The 20,647-nt window shown below is 69.7% G+C and carries 13 protein-coding genes; 9 read left to right on the top strand and 4 right to left on the bottom strand.

Annotated elements, in window-relative coordinates:
- Positions 1–49 precede the first annotated feature (49 nt).
- Positions 50–664 (bottom strand): GTP cyclohydrolase II, encoded by a 615-nt coding sequence (gene ribA / locus ABDJ85_RS04395; protein ID WP_347703518.1) that lies wholly within the window; start codon positions 662–664, stop codon positions 50–52.
- 219 nt (positions 665–883) lie between these two features.
- Here ribA and ABDJ85_RS04400 point away from each other — a divergent pair, with 219 nt between their 5' ends.
- From ABDJ85_RS04400 to ABDJ85_RS04410, 3 genes are all read left to right on the top strand, one after another.
- Positions 884–1,969: a choice-of-anchor A family protein gene (locus tag ABDJ85_RS04400; RefSeq protein WP_347703519.1), complete on the top strand. Its 1,086-nt coding sequence runs from the start codon at positions 884–886 to the stop codon at positions 1,967–1,969.
- Positions 1,966–4,812, top strand: a complete 2,847-nt coding sequence (prsT, locus tag ABDJ85_RS04405; RefSeq protein WP_347703520.1) for an XrtA/PEP-CTERM system TPR-repeat protein PrsT — start codon at positions 1,966–1,968, stop codon at positions 4,810–4,812. The genes ABDJ85_RS04400 and prsT overlap by 4 nt, the downstream gene beginning before the upstream one ends.
- A 156-nt stretch (positions 4,813–4,968) precedes the next feature.
- Positions 4,969–6,330 carry an aminotransferase class I/II-fold pyridoxal phosphate-dependent enzyme gene (locus ABDJ85_RS04410; RefSeq protein WP_347703521.1) on the top strand — a complete coding sequence of 454 codons (1,362 nt, stop codon included), beginning with the start codon at positions 4,969–4,971 and terminating at the stop codon, positions 6,328–6,330.
- 181 nt (positions 6,331–6,511) lie between these two features.
- Here ABDJ85_RS04410 and ABDJ85_RS04415 read toward each other — a convergent pair whose 3' ends face one another.
- On the bottom strand, positions 6,512–7,453 hold the full coding sequence (locus ABDJ85_RS04415; protein WP_347703522.1) for a PEP-CTERM sorting domain-containing protein: 942 nt from the start codon (positions 7,451–7,453) through the stop codon (positions 6,512–6,514).
- A gap of 157 nt (positions 7,454–7,610) precedes the next feature.
- Positions 7,611–8,072, bottom strand: a complete 462-nt coding sequence (locus tag ABDJ85_RS04420; RefSeq protein ID WP_347703523.1) for an Lrp/AsnC ligand binding domain-containing protein — start codon at positions 8,070–8,072, stop codon at positions 7,611–7,613.
- Between the two features lie 88 nt (positions 8,073–8,160).
- On the opposite strand from ABDJ85_RS04420, the gene putA reads away from it, so the two are divergent.
- Genes putA through ABDJ85_RS04450 form a run of 6 tightly spaced genes read left to right on the top strand, consistent with a single transcriptional unit; the run spans position 8,161 to position 17,142 of the window.
- Positions 8,161–11,694, top strand: a complete 3,534-nt coding sequence (gene putA / locus ABDJ85_RS04425; RefSeq protein ID WP_347703524.1) for a bifunctional proline dehydrogenase/L-glutamate gamma-semialdehyde dehydrogenase PutA — start codon at positions 8,161–8,163, stop codon at positions 11,692–11,694.
- 11 nt (positions 11,695–11,705) lie between these two features.
- Positions 11,706–11,894 (top strand): oxidoreductase-like domain-containing protein, encoded by a 189-nt coding sequence (locus ABDJ85_RS04430; protein WP_347703525.1) that lies wholly within the window; start codon positions 11,706–11,708, stop codon positions 11,892–11,894.
- Positions 11,895–11,944: 50 nt separating this feature from the next.
- Positions 11,945–14,458: an FG-GAP-like repeat-containing protein gene (locus ABDJ85_RS04435; RefSeq protein WP_347703526.1), complete on the top strand. Its 2,514-nt coding sequence runs from the start codon at positions 11,945–11,947 to the stop codon at positions 14,456–14,458.
- A gap of 60 nt (positions 14,459–14,518) precedes the next feature.
- Positions 14,519–14,944 (top strand): hypothetical protein, encoded by a 426-nt coding sequence (locus tag ABDJ85_RS04440; RefSeq protein WP_347703527.1) that lies wholly within the window; start codon positions 14,519–14,521, stop codon positions 14,942–14,944.
- 2 nt (positions 14,945–14,946) lie between these two features.
- A complete protein-coding gene (locus ABDJ85_RS04445; protein WP_347703528.1) occupies positions 14,947–15,219 on the top strand; it encodes a DUF2164 domain-containing protein in 273 nt (90 codons plus the stop codon).
- A gap of 60 nt (positions 15,220–15,279) precedes the next feature.
- Positions 15,280–17,142: an ABC transporter ATP-binding protein gene (locus tag ABDJ85_RS04450; RefSeq protein WP_347703529.1), complete on the top strand. Its 1,863-nt coding sequence runs from the start codon at positions 15,280–15,282 to the stop codon at positions 17,140–17,142.
- Here ABDJ85_RS04450 and ABDJ85_RS04455 read toward each other — a convergent pair whose 3' ends face one another.
- Positions 17,143–20,646: a beta strand repeat-containing protein gene (locus tag ABDJ85_RS04455; protein WP_347703530.1), complete on the bottom strand. Its 3,504-nt coding sequence runs from the start codon at positions 20,644–20,646 to the stop codon at positions 17,143–17,145.
- Between the last annotated feature and the right edge of the window lies 1 nt (position 20,647).

A 20,647-nucleotide genomic window follows, 5' to 3' on the forward strand; every position in this document is an offset into this window, starting at 1 on the left:
AGTGTGGCGCCGTTGTCGCGGCCTGGCCTTGAGCCAGGGCAAGGCCGGTTCAGTCGAACAAATGCCCCAGGTCGCGGTGGCCCATCTGGTCGGCCTTGGTGCGCAGGTAGCGCTCGTTGTCCGGCCCCGGGGCGGTCAGCACCGACTCGCGGGCCACCACCTCCAGCCCCAGGTCCTGCAGGGCGGCCACCTTGAGCGGGTTGTTGGTCAGCAGGCGCAAGCGCTGCACGCCCAGGTGGCGCAGCATGCAGACGGCGGCGTCGTAGCGCCGGGCGTCGATGGGCAGGCCCAGCATCTCGTTGGCCTCGATGGTGTCAGCCCCGGCATCCTGCTCGGCATAGGCGCGCAGCTTTTGCACCAGGCCAATGCCCCGGCCCTCGTGGCCGCGCATGTAGACGATGGCGCCGCGCCCCTCGTCGGCCACGCGCTGCATCGCGGCCTCCAGCTGCGGGCGGCAGTCGCAGCGCAGCGAGCCAAACACCTCGCCCGTCAGGCACTCGGAGTGCACGCGCACCAGCGGCGGCTCGTCGGCCGACCCCTGAGCAATATCACCCAGGGTCAGCACCACGTGCTCCTGGCCGGTGGCTTCCTCGCGGAAGCCATGGATGGTGAACTCGGCAAACGGCGTTGGCAGCCGGGTCGCAACGATGCGGGAAATCTTCATCACGGTGCATTGTCCCTCCCGCGCTGAAAAGCGCCTGTCGCCTTCGGTGAGGCCGGGGTAGCGCTGCCCCGGAAAATTCCTGCCACAAATCGACGAAATCGGCCGCTTGAACCTCCCCAGACAGGGGGGCGCCAAGGCCGGATTTTTCGGGCGTCTCGCTAGAATGAAGTCCTCTGCAGTCCCTGCGACTCCCTCGCGGACCTCCACGCCAACGTTGTCATGCGCCTCTCCCGCCTCGCTTCCTTCGTCGCCACCCTGGCTCTGAGCCCCCTGGCCTGGGCCGGTTTCTCGCCGCTGTCGGGGCAAGAGGTCTTGCAGCAGTTCAACCTCGTGGCACTGAGCGGGGGCACCAGCGCCACGCACGTGCACGGCCGTGGCTGGATTGGGGGCAACTTCGTGGCCAATTCGGGCGCCGAGTTCGCTAACGACTCGCCCATCCCCACCTCCAACTACGCCGCCCTCACGGTGACGGGCAGCGTGACCGGCAGCCAGGTCACGGTCAACAACAACGGCTCGGCCGCTGTGGGCCTGGTGGCCGGCGGCAATATCAGCACCACCGGCATCTCGACGGTGAACAACGGCGGCGGTGCCGTGTCGGGTAACGCCACCAACATCAACTTCAACGGCGGGGCCGCCTATGTGGGCGGCACTGCCACCAATGTGCAGTTCAACGGCGGCCGTGTGGCCAACCTGGCCGACAGTGCCAAGCTGCAAAACGCCTACACAGCCTCCAGCTCGACGGACATGAAGGCGGTGATGTCCGGCCTGTCCAACCAGCTCGCCGCGCTCACGGCCAACAGCACGGTGTCCATGTCGGGCAGCAAGGCCGTCTTCACGGCCGTGGCCGGGGCTGATGGTCGCGCGGTGTTCAACCTCAATGGCGCGCTGGGCGCCACGGTGTTCGGGGCGACCGAGTTCGAGTTCAACCTCGGCAGTGCCACCACCTTCATCTTCAATACCGACCTGACCAGCGTCACCGTTGGTGCCAACTTCCTGGGTGGCAGCGCCACGGGCCTGCTCGCGCATGCAGCGGTCTGGAACTTCAACAAGGCCACCAGCCTGAACGTGAACGCCCAGTTCGGCGGCACCATCCTGGCGACCAGTGCGACCTTCAAGAACACCGCTGACATCGAAGGCTCGGTGATCGTGGACACCCTGAACAGCACGGGCAACCAGATCCACCTGTACTCGTTCACCGGCAATGTGGGCGGCGGCTCCAACAAAGTGCCTGAGCCCGAGTCCCTGGCCCTGGTGGGCCTGGCCCTGGCCTGCGCGGCGCTGGCGCGTCGCCGTCAGCGCATTTGACCCAAGCGCGCGCGCCCGTCGTTGCGCTGCTGCTGAGCGGCCTGCTGGCTGGCGCGGCGCTCGCCGCCAACCCGCCCGCCACGTCCACGGCGCCGGCCACCGAACGCAAGCGCGAGCTGGCCGACAGCTTCTTCGGCAAGGCCGAAGCTTGCTGGGACAAGCGGGACCTGGCCTGTGCGCTGGAGAACGTCCGCAAGGCCCTGATCACCGACCCCGACATGCTGCTGGCCCAGGTGCTGCTGGGCCGCGTGCTGCTGGCCGGTGGCAATGCCGCCGGGGCCGAGGCGGCGGTGGAGCGCGCCTTCAAGCTGGGCATCGACCCCGGCGAGCTGGCCCCCACGCTGGCCGAAGCCCAGCTGCTGCAAGGCAAGCACCGCGCACTGCTGACCGACGCCCGGCTGGACCCCGCGCGCTACGCGGCCGGCGTGCAGCGCCACCTCAGCCTGATCCGCGCCCGCGCCCACCTGGAGATGGGCGCGTCTGACGCCGGCCTCGCCCTGCTGGAGCCACTGCGCAAGGCCGAGCCCGAGTCCCCCGAGCTCGCCCTGGCCGAGCTACCGCTGCGCCTGCAACTCGGCCAGCTCCCGCAGGCCATGGCGCTGGCCGACCTGGCGCTCAAGCGCGAGCCCCAGTCGGCCGAGGCCCGCTTTGCACGCGCCCTGGTGCTGCAAGCCCGGCAGGACCCCAAGGCCGCCGAGGCCTTCGACCAGGTGCTGGCCGTTGAACCGGGCCACCTCGAAGCGCGCCTGGTGCGCTTGCAGATGCACGCCGCGCAGGGCGAGTGGGACGCCGTGCGTGCCTCGCTCAAGCTCATCCCCGCCGCCAAGGCTGCGGACCCGCGCGTGCTGTACTTCCACGCGCAGGACGCCGCCCAGCGCGGCGACAGCAAGGCCCTCACCACCCACCTTCGCAAGATCGCCGAGCAGATCGACGCCCAGCCCGAAGCCCTGCTGCGCTACCGGCCGCAGATGCTGCTGCTCACCGGCCTGGCGCACTTCGGCCTGGGCGAGCTGGACGCCGCCAAGCGCGCCTTCGAGATCTACCGCGACAGCCGTGGCGGCTCGGGCGAAGCCACCCATCTGCTGGCCCAGCTCTACCTCAACCAGAAGCAGACCGACGCCGGCATCGCCGCGCTGGAAGCGCATTTGCGCAGCCGCCCGACCGACGCCAAGACCCTGGGCCTGCTCGGCCAGGCGCGACTGGCGGCCGGCCAGCCACAGCAAGCCGCCACGCTGATGCGCGAGGCCCTGAGTGGGCAGGACCGCCCTGAGTTCCAGGCCGTGCTGGCGCAAAGCCTGCTGCGCATGGGCCAGTCGGCCGAGGCGCTCAAGGCCCTGCAAGCGGCGGTGCGCAAGGAGCCCGCGCGCATCGAGTTCGGCCTGCAACTGGCCGAAGCCCTGCTCGACACCAATGACCCCAAAGGCGCGCAAGCCCCGCTGGCCGAGCTGGCCCGGCGCTTCCCTGCCGACGCACGCGTCCCCATGCTGCTGGGCCGCCAGCGCCTGATGCTGCGCGACCTGGCCGGGGCCCAGCAGGCCTTTGAGGCCGCGCTCAAGCTGCAGCCCAGCCTCACGGCCGCCAAGATCATGCTGGCGCGTGTCGAGGTCGACCAGGCCCGCCCCGACGCCGCAGTGGCGCGCCTGACGGCCATGCTCAAGGCCGATGAGAGCGCCGTCGATGTCTGCCTGGAACTGGCCGCCATCGACGACGCGCGCGGCCGGCTCAAGGAGGCGCTTGGCTGGCTGGAGCGCGCCATGGCCAAGGCCGTCGCCCGCGACCAGCGCCCCTTTGCCGCCAAGGTCGAGCTGCTGATGCGGCGTGGCCAGCCGGTGGAGGCGCGCGCCGCCGCCAAGGAGCTGCTGGCCCGCGCGCCTGATGACTTTGACGCCCTGGTGCTGGCCGCCCGCGCGGCGTTGGCCGGCAACGATGCCGCCGCCGCGCGCCCCTGGCTCGCGGCCGCCGCCAAGCAAGTGGGGCAGGATGCGACGTCGCAATGGCTGGTGGCCCGCTTGCAGGTCAACGCCCGCGACTACCAGGCCGCGTCCGACCTGCTCGACAAGGCCCTGCAAAGCCAGCCCGGTTCCATCGCGCTGCAGTCGCTCAAGGTCGAGACCGACCTGCGCCTCGGGCGCCTTGATGCCGCCGAGCAGCGCGCCCGCCAGGTGGCCAAGGACCGGCCGAACGACGCCCAGGCGCAGAGCCTGCTGGGCCAGGTGGGCGTGGTCAAGGGCGATGCTACGCTCGCGCTCGACGCCCTGCGCAAGGCCCACGCCACCGCGCCCAGCAGCGAAAGCCTGCTGCGCCTCTACGCCGCCCAGCTCAACCCCACGCGCGACCCCGGCCCGCAGCTGGCGATGCTGGAGCAGTGGCTCGCCAAGCGGCCCGACGACGCCGTGGTGCGCAATGCGCTGGCCGAGTCACTCGTCATGTTCAATCGCCTGCCCCAGGCGCGTGATCACTACGAGCGCCTGCTCAAGCAGACAGGCTCCAACGCCGTGCGCAACAACCTCGCCGAGGTGCTGCTGCGCCTCAAGGACCCTCGCGCCTTGGCCCTGGCCAACGAGGCCGTCAGCCTGGAGCCCACCAACCCCAATGTGCTCGACACCGCCGGCTGGGCGCATGCCGAGGCCGGCCAGCTCGACCGCGCCCTCGCCCTGCTGCGCGATGCCCGCCTGCGCCAGCCCGGCGCCGCCGCCATCCGCTACCACCTGGCCGCCGTGCTGGCCCGCAAGAACAAGCGCGACGAGGCCTTGGTCGAGCTGCGCGCCGCACTCGCCAGCCCCGAAGGCTTTGCCGACCGCGCGGCGGCCGAGGCGCTGCTGAACTCGCTCCAGGGGCGTTGAGCGCCAGGCCCCGGCAGGGCCGGGTCTTGCGCGCCAGGCTGCTGCGCAGCGCCTTCACCACCTTTTCTCGTCACTCCTGGTGATGGCAGCGCCGGTGCAAGCCGGCACAGTGGGCTCCAACAACCATCGCCCGCAAGGGCTGGAGCGGAGAACCCTATGGATGACTTGCTGGACTCACCGGTGGCCTCGCCCGATCTGGGCGGCGCCGAACCCTTTCCCCAAGCTGCTGCCGACACGGTGGACGCCCAGGCGCTGCGCGGTTCGTCGTTTGACTTCCTGTCGCGCCCCGGCGCCGACCTGGGTGCCAAGGCGGCGGCCTTCCACGACTGGGCGCAGTGCCGTGTGCGCGAAGGCGTCTTCCCCTATGGCAAGCGGCTGGGCGGCCGCCCGGGCGCTACCGCCGAGCTGACCTTGCTGGACGGCCAGCGCAGCGCGGGGCTCAACTTCTCGTCGCAAGAGTATTTGTCGCTCGCCCGGCACCCGCAGGTGCTGGAGGCCGCGCGCGCGGCCATGGAGCGCTATGGCGTGCACAGCGCCGGCTCCACCGCCCTGGCCGGCAATGTCGAGGAGTCGATGGCGCTGGAGGCCGAACTGGGCGCGCTGCTTCAGATGCCCGAGGTCCTGCTCTTCCCCACCGGCTGGGCGGCGGGCTTTGGTGCCGTCAAGGGCCTGGTGCGCGAGACCGACCACGTCATCATCGACCAGCTCGCGCACAACTGCCTGCATGAGGGCGCGCGCGCTGCCACGTCCCACATCCACCTGCACCGCCACCTCGATGCCGACCACGTTGAGCGCCTGCTCAAGCGCGTGCGTCAGCGCGATGCCGAGGCCGGCATCCTGGTGGTGGCCGAGGGCGTTTACAGCATGGACGCCGACTCACCCGACCTGGCCCGCCTGCAGGCGCTGGCGCGCGCACACGGTGCCTTGCTGATGGTGGACGTGGCCCATGACCTCGGCTGCATGGGCCCCGGCGGCAGCGGCCACATCGGCCTGCAGGGCATGCTGGGCCAGGTGGACCTGGTGATGGGCTCCTTCTCCAAGACCTTTGCCTCCAACGGCGGCTTCGTGGCCAGCCACACGCGGGCCATCAAGGAGTATTTGCGCTTCTACGCCGCGCCCAACACCTTCTCGAACGCGCTCTCGCCCGTGCAGGTGGCCACCGTGCGCGCCTGCCTGCGCCTGATCCGCTCGCCCGAGGGCGAGGAGCGCCGCACGCGGCTGATGCGCGCCATCACCGCGCTGCGCAGCGGCCTCACCGAACGCGGCCTCACCGTGCTCGGCCAGCCCTCGCCCATCGTGCCCGTGATGCTGGGCAACGACGCCCTGGCCCGCCTCGCCTCCCGCGAGATGGGCGAGGCCGGACTGCTGGCCAACCTGGTCGAGTACCCAGCTGTGTCACTCAACAGCGCGCGGCTGCGCATGCAGGTGATGGCCGACCATTCGCCGGCCCAGGCGCGCACGGCGGCCTGGTTGGTGGCGGATGGGCTGGAGCGGGCCAGCGCCTCGTTGCAGCGCTGAGGCAGCTGACCCACACCGGCTTCGCGAACACATCCCGTTGCGAGGGCACCGCGTTCTTGCGCCACGCCGTGAATTCACCGGAGTTCGAGCGATGCTTGCCTGCTCTACCGAGGCCAAGCAACTTGCCGACACCCGTCAATGCCCCACCAGCCAGTGATGCCTGGCCCAGGGCGCTAGACGTCTAGCCTCCGTGAGGTGCGACGCGGCGTGCTCGCCAGGCGAAGACGGCAACCAAACCACCCAGCATCAGCGCCACAGAGGCGGGTTCGGGCACAGGCGTCAACAGCACGCCATGGGTCGAGTAGAGGGAATAGACCCCGACGGCAACGCCAGAGCTGTTGACGCCTAGGATCCGCGTGCCTTGTGCGAACTTCCAGGTCTCCGCCCCATGCGAGACGAAGCCAGAGTTCCATTCAGGGCCGCCCGGAGCGGGCGGCGTGGACCCAGAAGAGCCGACAAGGTAGCCCGCATCAGAAACACCGTACAGGAATGTGTAGGCATCCCCGCCAACGCTAAAGGTTTCGACGTGGCCGTTCTGAAACACGAAAGAGCGTAAGCCAGCATCAGTGCCCATGCGACCGACAACTTGGCCACTGTCTGTGACGCCTTCGATAGCGGAGCCGTAGCTTCCAGTCGGCGACATGTCCGAGAGGAGTCCGGTGTTCCGGTCGAGCAGAAAACTGGAAGCTGTTCCCAGCTCTGAATACGCTTGGACGCCGAGGTAACGGCCATTGGGCGAAATGGCGCGGACCGTCGTCGAGGCCGCCCCCGGCACTTCAATCAGTTCAAGTCCGCTGACCGAGCTGACAAACCCGAGCCTTCGTCCTGAGCCGAAGTCGGTGAACCCGCCGACGACCTCGTCGAGGTCACTCAGGCCCGCATAGACAACGTTGGGGTCGTTGCCAGGAGTGCTGAGCAAGGTGTACTGACCGCCAGCGCCGTCAGGTTTGCCGTTCCACAAGAAGGCGAGCGGGCCGGATGCGGCAAGGATGACGCCTCGGTTGTTGATGTCCACCAAGGGCATCGGCGCGACTTGCTGGGTGTAGCCGGTGGCGCCGTAGGCAAACGCACTGAAGAAAAGTGCAGCCGAGGTGGCGGCAAGTGATCGTACGAAGCCGAGCATTGAGTTCTCCCTGGTTTCAAGGGCGTGCCGATGGATTCTTGAGGGCCCATCAAGCAGCCGGCGCGGAGTCTACATAGCGTGTCCTGGCCCCGGTCCTCAGTCCCCCGGATTGGGGGGCAATGATCAAGGCTGCTTCATCGCGCGTTCGGGTAACGGCTTAGATCGCTAGCGCCGTTGTCGACTTCACCTCCTCCATCACCGCATACGTCCGCGTCTCGCGCACCCCGGGCAGGGTCCAGATGACGTTGCCGACGAACTCACGGTAGGCGCTCATGTCGCGCACGCGGGTCTTGAGCAGGTAGTCGAAGCCACCGGCCACCAGGTGACATTCAAGGATCTCGGGGCGGGCCTGGACGGCGGCGCGGAAGTTGTCCATCACGTCCTGCACGGTGCGGTCCAGCAGCACCTCGATGAAGACCAGCATGGCAGCGCCGAGCTTGGCGGGATTGAGCCGCGCCTCGTAGCCCAGGATGTAGCCCTCGCGCGTGAGGCGCTTGACGCGCTCTAGCACCGCCGTGGGAGAGAGATGCACGGCCTCGGCCAACTTGAGGTTGGAGATGCGCCCATCCTGCTGCAGCACGCGCAGGATGCGGGCGTCGATCTTGTCGATCTCTTCCATCGGGAGGATCCTCCGTGGTGTGTGCGAATTGCCGAATTTAATTCGGCCCTGAGCTGCCTAGAGTGCCTGCACTCACCGGAGAGCCGTGATGTTTGCCTGCCCCCCTGAAGCCCAGCGCCTGCCCGACCCCTACCGCGACGAGGCGGAGGTCGTCGAACACCTCGCCGCTTTGCTGGCAGGCCAGCTGGATTGGCCGTCCGCGCAGGCCGCCGCCACGCCCTGGGTGGCGCAGGTGCGGGCGCACCCGGCGCCGTTTTGGGCGCTGGAGTCCTTGCTGCGCGAGTACCCGATCAGCAGCAATGAGGGCCTGGCCCTGATGCGCTTGGCCGAGAGCCTGCTGCGCGTGCCGGACACGCCGACCGCCATCGCCTTGACGGCCGACCAGCTGGGCCGTGCGGCGTTTGATGCAGACGCTGACGGCCCGCACAAGCTGTTGGCAGCGCTTGCCAGCTCGGCCATCGGGCTGTCCAAGCAGCTGCTGCCTGGTGCGCAGGAGGAAGGCGGCCTTTTCAAGCGCCTGGGCGCGCAGACCGTCGTGGCCGCCACGGTGCGGGCCATCCAGCTGCTGGGCCGGCAGTTCGTGCTGGGGCGCAACATCGAGGAGGCCCAGGCCGAGGCGGCCGCAGCGCGGCGCAGTGCCGCGCACCTTCGCTTCAGCTTCGACATGCTGGGCGAAGGCGCTCGCACCGAGCCGGATGCCGAGCGCTACCTGGCCAGCTATGCCGGGGCGCTGCAGGCCCTGGCGGCGCAGCGCATGGCAGGCGCCGGCCCCGAGGCGGCCGACGGCATCTCGATCAAGCTCAGCGCGCTCTTCAGCCGTTACGAGGTGCTGCAGCGCGAGCGTGTGTTCACCACCCTGCTGCCGCGTGTGTGGCAGCTGGTGCAGCTCGCCGCCGAGGCCAACCTCAATCTCACGCTCGATGCCGAAGAGGCCGAGCGCCTGGAGCTCTCGCTCGATGTCTTTGACGCCCTGGCCGCGCGCATCGCCGCCGAGCATCCGCAGTGGCGCGGCTTTGGCCTCGCGGTGCAGGCCTACCAGACGCGCGCGCTCGCCGTCATCGACCACGTGGCGGCCACGGCGTGCAGGCACGGGCTGCGCTTCATGGTGCGATTGGTCAAAGGTGCCTACTGGGACGCCGAGATCAAGCGCGCCCAGGAGTTGGGCCTTGGCGGCTACCCCGTCTTCACCCACAAGCCCCACACCGACCTCAGCTACCTGGCCTGCGCCGCCCGATTGATTGCCCACCGCGAGCTGATCTACCCGCAGTTCGCCACGCACAACGCGGCCACGCTGGCGGCCGTCGCGGGGCTCGCGCAGGCGGCCGGCGCGCGCTTCGAGCTGCAGCGCCTGCACGGCATGGGCGAGGCCCTCTACCGCGAGTTCGCCAAGACCCACCCCGACGTGCCCGTGCGCGTCTACGCGCCGGTGGGCGAGCACCGTGACCTGCTGGCCTACCTGGTGCGGCGCCTGCTGGAAAACGGCGCCAACTCGTCCTTCGTGCACCAGCTCTGCGACCCCGAGTTGCCGATCGAGCAACTGCTGGCCTCGCCCTTGGATCAAGTCCTCTCGACACCGGGCCTGCCCCTGCCCGCACAGCTGTTCGAGCGCGAGGGGCGCCGCAATTCGATGGGGCTGGACTTCACTGAACTCGCGCCGCGCGAGGCCCTGCAGCAAGCCCTCACCCAAGCGGACACCGAGCCCGTGCCTAAGGCCGGGCAAAGCGACGTCGAGCAGGCCATGGCCCGCCTGCAAGCCGCCGCCCCGGCCTGGGCGGCGTGCCCGGTTCTTGACCGCGCCGCCTGCCTGCGCCGCGCGGCCGATGCGCTGGAGGCGCAGACGCTCGCCTTCTGCGCCCGCCTCACCCATGAGGCCGGCAAGACCGCCGCCGACGCTATGGCCGAGGTGCGCGAGGCGGTGGACTTCCTGCGCTACTACGCCGGCCAGGCCGAGCAGGACCCCGCCTTGATGCGCGGGCGTGGTGTGTTCGTCTGCATCTCGCCCTGGAACTTCCCGCTCGCCATCTTTGCGGGTCAGATGGCGGCGGCCCTGGTGGCTGGCAATGCCGTGGCCGCCAAGCCCGCCGAGCAAACGCCCGCGGTGGCGCGCGCCATGGTGGCGCTGCTGCATGAGGCCGGCGTGCCGCGTGACGCATTGCAACTGCTGCACGGCCCCGGCGAGCGCGTCGGCGCCGCGCTGGTGGCGCATGCAGCCTGCGCGGGTGTGAGCTTCACCGGCTCCACGGCCGTGGCTCAGCACATCCACCGCGCATTGGCGGCCCAGCCGGGCCCACCGCGCCCCTTGATTGCCGAGACAGGCGGGCTCAACGCCATGGTGGTGGACTCGACGGCCCTGCCCGAGCAGGTGATCGACGCTGTGGTGCAAAGCGCCTTCCGCTCCGCCGGCCAGCGCTGCTCGGCCCTGCGCCTGCTGTGCCTGCACGACGGCATTGCCGACCGTGTGATCGAGATGCTGCGTGGTGCCATGGCCGAGCTGCGCGTGGGCAGCCCGGCGCGGCTGGACACCGACGTCGGCCCCTTGATCGACGACGAGGCCCACGTCCACATCGCGCGGCATGTGCTGCGCCTGCGGCGCGAAGCGCGGTTCATTGCCGAGTCCCCGCTGGCTGAGCCGCACCCGCGCCTGCTGGCCCCCATCGCGTTTGAGATCGGCCGCATCGACGAGCTGCGGGAAGAGATCTTCGGCCCCGTGCTGCATGTGCTGCGCTGGCAGGGCGAGCCTGAGGGCGTGATCGACGCCATCAACGCCTTGGGCTATGGGCTGACGCTCGGCCTCCAGACCCGCATCGACAGCCGTGCGGAACGTCTGGCGGCCCTGGCGCGGGTTGGCAACGTCTACGTCAACCGCAACATCGTCGGCGCGGTCGTTGGCGTGCAGCCGTTTGGGGGCGAAGGCCTCTCGGGCACCGGCCCCAAGGCCGGCGGCCCGAGCTATCTGCGGCGCTTTGTGGCCGAGCCCGCCCTGCGCACTTCGCTGCCGCCCCTGCACCTCGCGTGGCCGGCGGCATCCATCGATCTGCCGGTGGACGCCGCCTGGGCCGCCACGCCCTTGCTCGACCGCCTGGCCCTGCTGCGCCACGCCGCGTGCCCGCTGCTGGCACCCCTGTGGCCCGCCGCCCTGGCCCAGCTCGACGAGCTGCAACTGCCCGGCCCCACGGGCGAGCGCAACACCCTGCGGCACCGCGCGCGCGGGCATGTCGTCGTGATCGGGCTTGGCGAGGCCGGCCTGGCCGCTGCCGCCAGCGCCCTGCTGGCCGGCAACTCCTTGAGCTGGATCGGCGGCAGCGAGGCCGAGCTGCGCCCCTGGCGCGAGGCAGGGCTGCCGCTGATGAGCGCCCGCGTGCTGCCGCCCGAGGCCCTGCCAGGTCTGCTGGCCGCGCCCGCCCTGGCTGGCTTGGCACTGGCCTCCAGCGATGCCGAGGCCGCTGCCCCCCTGGCCCGCCACCTCGCCGCTCGCCCGGGGCCGCTCGTCCCCTTGATCCTGTCCGCCGGCCACCCGCAACAGCTCTACCGCTTCGCGGCCGAGCAGACCCTGACCGTCAACACCGCCGCTGCCGGCGGCAACGCGGCGCTGCTGGCCTCAGGCGTGGCGGTGCGCTCCTGACAATGGCTGGCATGGACGAGCCCCTGCCTGACGCTGACCCCATGCCCCAGCCCCCTCCTGCGCCAGCGCTGGAAGACTGCTGCGGCAACGGCTGCGACCCCTGCATCTTTGACCTGCACAGCCTCGCCATGGACGACTACCGGCGTGCGTTGCGGGCGTGGCGGGAGCGGCATCCGGAGCGCACCCCCCAGTCGCCCTGAGGCGACGCTCGTCCGGGCGAAAATCATCGCCTGAGTCAGGGAGACAAAAGATGGGGTCCAAGTTCTTGAGCGGTGTTGGCCGCTGTGTGCTGCTGAGTCTGGCCGCCTGGCTCACGGCTTGCGGAGGAGGTGGCGGCGGCAGCGGCGGTGACTCTGTGCCAAGCGGTGGCGCTGGCGCGCCAGTGCCTGTCCTGCCGTCGGCCGAAGAGTACTTCCCGCTCAACACCGGCGACCGTTGGTCCTATGGAACGGACACCCAGCACACGACGCTGGTGTCCGCGATCGGGCCGCAGCAACTCCCGTCGGGGCAGGCCATGCTGGTGCGCACGATGGGTCAGAACGGTCAGACGGAGGAGTTCTACCAACGCGACGCGAACGGTGTGCGCCAGTACCCCGGGCCGATCGCAGACCAGCTGACCACGGCCTTCGGACCGCTGCTGGTCATGAAGCCGACGCTCACGGTCGGGGACCGCTGGGTCGTGGTGGATGCGACCGTCTCCAACGGCGTCTACATCGACGACGACAGCGTGCCCGACGTCGTCGCTCTGCACATGGAGTCCACCGTGATCGGCATGGAATCGCTGACGGTGGGTGGCAAAGACTTCACCCGCGTGGCGCACATCCAGACGGTAGGAACACGCAGCAAGAAGCTGTCCCGCAGCGGCAACACACTCGTCACGACAGTCACGTCCGACGATTGGTATGCGCCGGGGCTCGGCCTCGTTCGCAGCCGCGTCACGACGGTCGATGGCTCGCTGCCGCCGAGCACCCGAGAAAGCAGTCTGACCGGTTGGCTCGTCGGCAGCCAGCGCAGTGACACCAAAGCCCCGGGCATCGTGGCTACGTCCCCGGCGGCGGGAATGATCGTCAGTGGCTGCTGTGTGTCCGTGGGGGCAAGGTTTGACAGGCTCATGGACACCTCGCCCCCTGGTGAGCCTCTGCAGCTCACCGGGCCCGACGGGAAGCCGGTGGCCGGCAACACGGTCTGGGATTGGCACGGCGACTTCTTCGCGTTCACACCGTCGAAGCGCTTGACCAGCGGCACCTACACCGCACGGGTCACTACGGCCAACCGCGACGTCGCGGGCAATGCCTTGCCTGCAGAGCTCAGCTGGCAGTTCGTTGTCGATACCACCGGTCCCGCCATAACGCCGGTGCAGCCCCTGCCCAATGCCAAGGACGTCGCACTCGACAGCAAGATTGTTTTCACGGTCGAAGCCGACACTGACTTCTCGCGATTGGCGCTCGCCGATCTGGAGGTGACGAGCTTGGCCGGGTCGATCGAGGTGGATCGCAGTGTCTCGGGCAACACCATCACGCTCACGCCCAAGAAGCCGCTGCCGCGCGGCGCGCACCTGCGGGTGCAACTGGGCAACCTCGTGGACCAGTTGGGCAACGCCGGCAGCTTGGCCTGGGAGTTCGACACCGACCCTGGTCGCTTTGCGCCACCCCAGGCGTTGACGACAGCGACCGTCACTGCGGTCACCATCGGCGATCTGGACGGTGACGGTCGCAACGACGTGGTGCTGGCCTTGCCGGCCGATGGCAGCGGCGTGAGCCCCACGTTGCAGGTGTTCATGGGCCAGGCAGGAGGCACCTTCTCAGCGCCGCGTACCTATGCCACTGCCCCCGGGCATGAGCGGAACATCACCAGCCTCGCAGTCGTCGATCTCGACCGCAAGGGCCAGATGGCCATTGTGGCGGGCAACGATCTCACGGCGCTGCAGATTCTGCGTCGCCAGCCCGACGGGCGGCATGCCGTGAGCCAGGTCATCGACACAGCCAGCGCGTATGCCGTGCGGGTCGTGGACTTCAACGGCGATGGTCGCCCTGACCTTGTCGGCCGGCCGTACAACGGCAGCGAGGTGCAGATCTGGCTCCAGCAGCCCGACGGACGTTTCGGCGCCGGCAGGGCGGTGGCATTGGAAAGCTTCGGAGGCAGTCCAGGCTTTGCTGTGGGCGACCTCAACAGTGATGGTCGGCTGGACATCGTCACCAGCGGCGTCGGGCTTGGCAAGCAGTTCGGCGTCGCTTATCAGCAGCCCGACGGCAGCTTCTCGTCGCCCGTCTACGTGAACGTAGCGTCCGGCTTTTGGGGGCAGGGTGTGGCCATCGGCGACGTCAACGGCGATGGCCGGCAGGACCTGATCGTCAGTAACCAGGGCGTGGACGCCGTCAGCGTTCTGCTGCAGGACGCGAAGGGGCAATTGCTCCCTGGGGTGGCACAGCCTGGTACAGACGGTGCGACACGAGTCAGTCTGGCGGACATCGATGGTGACGGGCGACTGGACATCGTGTCGGCAGGCACTGGCTGGCCGCTCATCGTGACACTGCAGCGCAGCGATGGAAGCTTGGACACCAGTCAGTCGTTTCCACGGCCTTGGGACCAATTTTTCGTCGATGACATCGTCGCGGTCGGCGACCTCGACGGCGACGGCCGACCCGACATCCTGTACGGGGGTTACTGGCTGCGACAGCGTGCGGTGCCTGCGCCGGCTGGTTCCGGCTCGGGTGGTACCAGACCGACTTGGTTGGGCCTGGGCCGGCTGCTGCGCACGCGTTAGCCCGAAGCCCCAGGCTCTGCCGCACAATCCGCGCGTCTGCGGCCTACCTCACACAAGCCCATGCGCCTGCGCCTTGCACTCGTCGCCCTTTCGCTCGTCCTGCTGCTGGCCGCCTACTTTGCGCTGGCCTGGCAGTGGAGCTACTCAGACGGCGAGCGCGCCGGCTGGGTGCAGAAGTTCTCGCGCAAGGGCTGGGTCTGCAAGACCTGGGAGGGCGAGCTGTCGATGGCGGTGCCGGGCAGCCTGGCGGTGGAGCGCTTCGAGTTCACCGTGCATGACGGGGCGACGGCCGAGCAGATCAACAAGCTGATGGGTCGCCGCGTGGCCCTGCACTACGAGCAGAAGGTGGGCTTGCCCGGCAGCTGCTTTGGTGAAACGCGCTACTTCGTCACCCAGGTGGTCTTGACCGACGAGGTGCCGCTGGCGCCCAACATCGGTGTGCCCAATCTGCCGGCCGTGCCAGCGGCCTCTGCCGCGTCGCGCTGAGCATGGCCATCGAGCTGGACCGCGAGGCCCGCGCCGAGGCGGTGCGCTCCATCGAGCGCTATTTCGAGCAGGAGCTGGACCAGCGCATCGGCAACATCGCCGCTGGCAGCCTGCTCGCCTACTTTCTCGAAGAGATCGGCCCGCTGGTCTACAACCAAGCCGTGGCCCAGGTGCAGGAGCGCTTGCTAGAGCGCGTGCAGGAGCTGGACCTGGAGCACCACGAGGACGCCTTCCAGTACTGGCGCCGCCGCGACGCGGCACGCGGGCGGCGCTGAACGGTCAATGAGTCGACGCTGCTGACAGCCACTGACGCCGCTGGCTGCGACACTTGCGGCATGCAGCTGTTCACCGCCCTGGCCACGCGCGTCGAGCGCCTGGTTGACCCCTACCCCCACCGCCCCGACTTCGCCCCGCCGCCGCGCTTCTTCGCCTTCCTGTGGCGTTGCGCAGAGGGCGTGCGGCAGCACTTGCTGGTGCTCACCTTGCTCACCGCTGGCATCGCGGTGGCCGAGGCCTTGCTCTTCAGTCTCGTTGCGTCCCTGGTGGACGGCCTGGCCGCGCTCAAGCCAGAGCAGCTCTGGGCCGCGCCGCCGCGCATGCTGTGGCTGCTGCTGGGGGTGCTGGGCGCCAGCATCGCGCTCGCCATCGTGCAGGCGCTGACCAAGTACCAGGGCGTGTTCGGCAACTTCCCGATGCGCCTGCGCTGGCTGTTCCACGGCCGCATGCTGCAGCAGAGCCTCTCGTTCTTCGGAGACGAGTTTGCCGGCCGCATCTCCACCAAGGTCATGCAGACGGCGCTGGCCGTGCGCGACACCTGGTTCATCGTGGCCGACATCCTGGTCTACGTGATCGTCTACTTCGGCACCCTCGTCGGTGTGGTGGCCAGCTTCGACCCCTGGCTGATGGCGCCGTTTGGGGGCTGGTTGGCGCTCTATGTGCTGACCCTCGTCTACTTCGTGCCGCGCCTGGGCAAGGTGGGCAAGCTGCAGGCCGATGCGCGCAGCCTGATGACCGGCCGCATCACCGACGCCTATACCAACATCGCCACCGTCAAGCTCTTCGCCCACGGCCGCCGCGAGGCCGGCTATGCGCGTGAGGCCATGCAGGAGTTCATGACCACGGTGCACGGCCAGATGCGTCTGGTCACCGCGTTCGAGATCGTCAACACCATCCTGTCGGCCCTGCTGGTGGGCAGCACGGCGGTGATGGCGCTGTGGCTCTGGGGCGGCAGCCTGATCGGCGTGGGCGCCGTGGCGGCGGCCACCGCCATGGCCATGCGGCTCAACGGCATCTCGCACTGGGTGATGTGGGAGATGGCCAGCCTGTTCGAGCACGTCGGTACCGTGCAGGACGGTATGGCCACGCTCACCAAGGCGGCCGGCGTGGTGGACGCACCCGGCGCCACCGAGCTGACGGTGCCGCGCGGCGAGGTGCGCTTCGAGGCGCTGAACTTCCATTACCCCAACGGCAAACGCGTCATCGAGGGCCTCGACCTCACCATCCGCCCCGGCGAGAAGATCGGCCTCGTGGGCCGCAGCGGTGCCGGCAAGAGCACCCTCGTCAACCTGCTGCTGCGCCTGCATGACCTGCCGCAGACCGAGGGCGGCAGCGGCCGCATCCTGATCGACGGGCAAGACATCGCCCGTGTCACCCAGGATTCACTGCGCAGCCACATCGGCATGGTCACGCAGGACACCTCGCTGCTGCACCGTTCGGTGGCCGACAACATCCGCTACGGCCGCCCCGAGGCCACCGACGAGGCCCTGCGCCTGGCCGCCGAGCGTGCCCACGCCAGCGACTTTATCGAAGGCCTGTCCGACCCCAAGGGCCGGCGCGGCATGGAGGCGCACGTGGGCGAGCGCGGCGTCAAGCTCAGTGGCGGCCAGCGCCAGCGCATCGCCATCGCCCGCGTGATGCTCAAGGACGCGCCCCTGCTGGTGCTCGACGAAGCCACCAGCGCGCTCGACTCCGAGGTCGAGGCCGCCATCCAGGAGAGCCTCTACACGCTGATGGAAGGCAAGACGGTGATCGCCATCGCCCACCGCCTCTCCACCATCGCCGCGCTCGACCGCCTCGTCGTCATGGACGCCGGCCGCATCGTCGAGCAAGGCAGCCACGCCGAGCTGCTGGCCATGAACGGCATCTACGCCCGGCTCTGGGCGCACCAGAGCGGCGGCTTCCTGGGGCTGGAAGACTGATCAGCGCTGGCGGCGTGCCCGCCAGCCCAGCACCGCCAGGCCCAGGCCCATCAGCCCCCAGGTCCCCGGCTCGGGCACGGCGGCGGCCTGGAAGTCGCTCAGCACCAGGCCGGGCCCGCTGCCGTAGTGGACGACGAAGCTGCCGCGGCCGTCCTGCACGCTCAGGCGCTCGCCGTCGGCCACGTTGCCGAACTGGCCAAACACGCCCCCGGCCGCGTCGATCAGCACAAAGCTCTGGCCGGCTGCGGCGCTGAAGCCGTTGATGAAGCTCAGCTGCAGCACCGTGTCGCCACCGAGGTCCACGCTGCCGCCTACGGTCAGAGCGTCATAGCCCGCGCCGCGCGTCAGGCCGCCCAGCTCCATGCTCAGCAGCGCGCCGCCGCTGAAGCTCAGGTCGCCGCGCACGCTGAAGAGGCCTGCACTCTCGCCAGGCGCCAGCTCGGCCGCTTGCACGCTGAGGCTGGCCACCTCGCCATGGCCGCCCAGCGTGCCTTCGTTCACCGTGGTGCGGCCGGTGTAGGCCTGCACGCCGTTCAGCACCAGGGTGCCCGCGCCGGTCTTGAGCAAGCCGAGGCCTGAGGCCAGCTCGCCGATGCTGCCCGGCACCACCAGGGTGTGGCCATTGGTGTCGATGAAACCGGCCTCATCGCCCGCGCTGCCGTCCAGCAGCACGCTGCGGCCCGCAGCCAGGCTGAACGAGCCCCAGGCGCGCAGGCCGCCCTGGGCGCTGCGGGTGCTCTCGCCGTCGAAGAAGCTCTTGCCCAGGATGAGCCGGTTGTTGGCGGCGCCCAGAGCGCCGTCGCTGGTCAGGCCCAGCACGGCGCTGCCAAAGCCTTGCGGGTCGCCCAGCACCAGGTCGCCGGTGAAGCTGTTGCCGGCGTTGGTGAGCCGCACGTCGAACTTGTCGCTGCTGCCCGGCATGCTGCCGCCCTGGATCTTGAGGGCGAGCGGGCCGCTCAAGGCACGCTCGATCACGATGGACTGACCGCCCGCCACAAAACCGGCGCCGCCCGGGCCGATGCTCAGGTTCATCGCATTGCTGATGACCAGCGGGGCGGCCATGCGGGAGGTCGCTTCGAGGTTGCCGTTATCGATCAAGAGCGCATTGCCGGCGGCGCCCAGCGCCTGGGCGTGCCCGAGCGTGAGGCGGCTGCCGTGGGCCACGGTGATGCTGCCGCTGAAGCTGTTGGCGCCGTTCAGCGTCACCGCGCCGGGCGAGAAGCCCGCGCGCCCGACGACGAGGCTGCCGGTGCCGGCGAGCGTGCCGTCCAGCGTGGCAAAGAGCGGGCGCAGGCTGCCGCCGTTGCCGAGGTCCACCAGGCTGCCGTCCTGCGTGTTCAGGCTCTGCAGCGTCAGCACGCGGCCGCCCAGCGCCAGCTCGGCGCCGCTGCTCAGCGTGGCATTGCTGCGCGTGCCCAGGGCCTCGTCCACGCCCAGGGCCAGGCGGCCTTGCAGCACGTCCACGCGGTTGTCGCCGCTGCTGTTGGTGTTGGCGGTGTTCAGCAGCCAGGTGCCGGCGCCGGCCTTGGTCATGCCGAGGCCATTGATGGGCTGGTTGAACACCACCTCAAAGCCGCCGGTGTCCACCGTCATGTCGCGGAAGCTGGTGCTGCGCGTGGCGGCGATGTTCAGGTTGCCGGCCGCCACCAGGGTGCCGGGCAGTGAGGAGAAGCCGCTGCTGCGGCCGATGTTGAGCACACCGCCCGGGGCGCCCAGGCGCGCATCGCTGTCGATCACCAGCTCGGCGGCCTGCCCGTTGGATTGCCCCGCCAGGGCCACGCCGCCGGTGTGGGTGTTGGTGCCCGTCAGTTCAAAGCGCGCGGCGCCGCCGAGGTTGAGCCGGCCGTCGCCAGAGATATTGCTGCTGATGGTGTGCGCACCACTGCCGCTGACGGACGCGGCCGTGCCGGACAGGGTCAGCGGCCGGCTCAGCGCGTAGCCATCGGGCAGGGCCAGGCCACCGGCCAGCAGGATGCCCTGGCCTGCGGCGCCCAGGTTGCCGTCGTGGTTGAAGCGCAGCACCGTGAAGTTGGGCTGACCATTGGCATTGACCGTGCCGTCGTTCAGTACGCCGAGCCCACCGGCAAAGCTGTTGTTGCCCGTGGCCGTGATGACACCGCCGACGAAGCTGAAGCCGCCGTCGCCGCTGATATTGCTGCTGACCGTGTTGGCGCCGCCGCCAATGAACTGCAGCACGCCACGGCCGCCGGTGGTGACGATGCTGCGGCTGAGGCCAAAGCCGTCGCGCAGCTCCAGCCGGCCGCCGTTCTCGAACTGCAGCACCGGGCTGGCGCTGCCCAGATAGCTCTCGCGGCCGAGGCTGAGCGTGCCGTTGCCGCTCAGCGTGATCTGGCCCGTGAAGCTGAGCGGCACCGTGGTGCGGAGGTCCAGCGTGCCGCTGCGCACGTCCAGGTCACGCTGGCCGCTGAGCGCGCCGGTGATGACCAGCTGGCCGAAGCCGCCCGCCGCAAAGTCCACCAGCACGCGCCCGTCGCCGGCCAGGCTGGCCACCGTGGCGGTGCCGCCGGCGCCCGTGGCCAGCACATCGCCATTGCCGCTCACGGCGCCCGTGCTGATGTTGCTGCCCTCGGGCCGCAGGGTGAGGCTGCCCGCGCCTTTGATGGCGCCGAGCTGCAGCGTGTTCTGAGCGCCCGCCGTGCGCAGTTGCAGCGCCTGGCCGGCGCGATCGACCGCACCGCTGACCACGAACTTAACCGGCTTGGGCGCCGTGCCTCCGAGCGCCATGATCTCGGCGCTGTCGGTCAGCGTGATCGCACCGCTCACATTGCCACCGGGCGCGATGCCGAACAGCGTTTCCACGAAGCCGGCACTGCTGCTCAAGCGCCCACCCAGGGTGATGGGCCGGGCCAGTGTGGTCATGACGTTCGAGTCCACGATCTGCAGCTCGCCGCCGTGATCGACCTGGATGCTGCTCGTGCCTGCCAGCGCGCCGCCCGCCACCCCCAGCACCGCCCCGCTGGCCACGCTGGTGGCGCCGCTGAAGCTGTTGCTGCCACTCATCACCGTGGCACCGCTGAGTGCGTTCAAGCCACCGCTGCCGCTGATGGCGCCGCGCAGGAACAGCTGGCTGCTGAAGCTCGGCCCCCCGGCCACGCCGAGCGTGCTGTCCAGTACCAAGGCGTTGTTCACCGTGCCGGCACCCAGGTTGGATTGCATGGCCAACTGCGCGCCCGCTCCTTGAAAGCGCAGCAGGTTGCCGCTCAGCGTCGGTGCCGCTGCGGTGGGCCCCAGGGTCAGCCGGTTGAGCGTGAAGCCCCCGGCGATGTCATTGAAGCTGGCCGGCCGCGTGGCGCTGTCGAGCACCAGCTCGGCATCCGCACCCGCCGTGGGCAGACCGGCGGCCCAGTTGCTGGCGTCGCTCCAGTTGGCGCTGCTGGCGCCCGTCCAGGTGTGGACGGCAGCGCCTCCGAGGCCCGGGCACAGGCCCATCAAGGCCAGCGCCGCAGGCAGGGCGCGCAGGGCAAGGTGTCGGCGGGTGGACATG

The organism is Roseateles paludis, assembly GCF_039872745.1.
GTDB classification, from domain to species: domain Bacteria; phylum Pseudomonadota; class Gammaproteobacteria; order Burkholderiales; family Burkholderiaceae_C; genus Pelomonas; species Pelomonas paludis.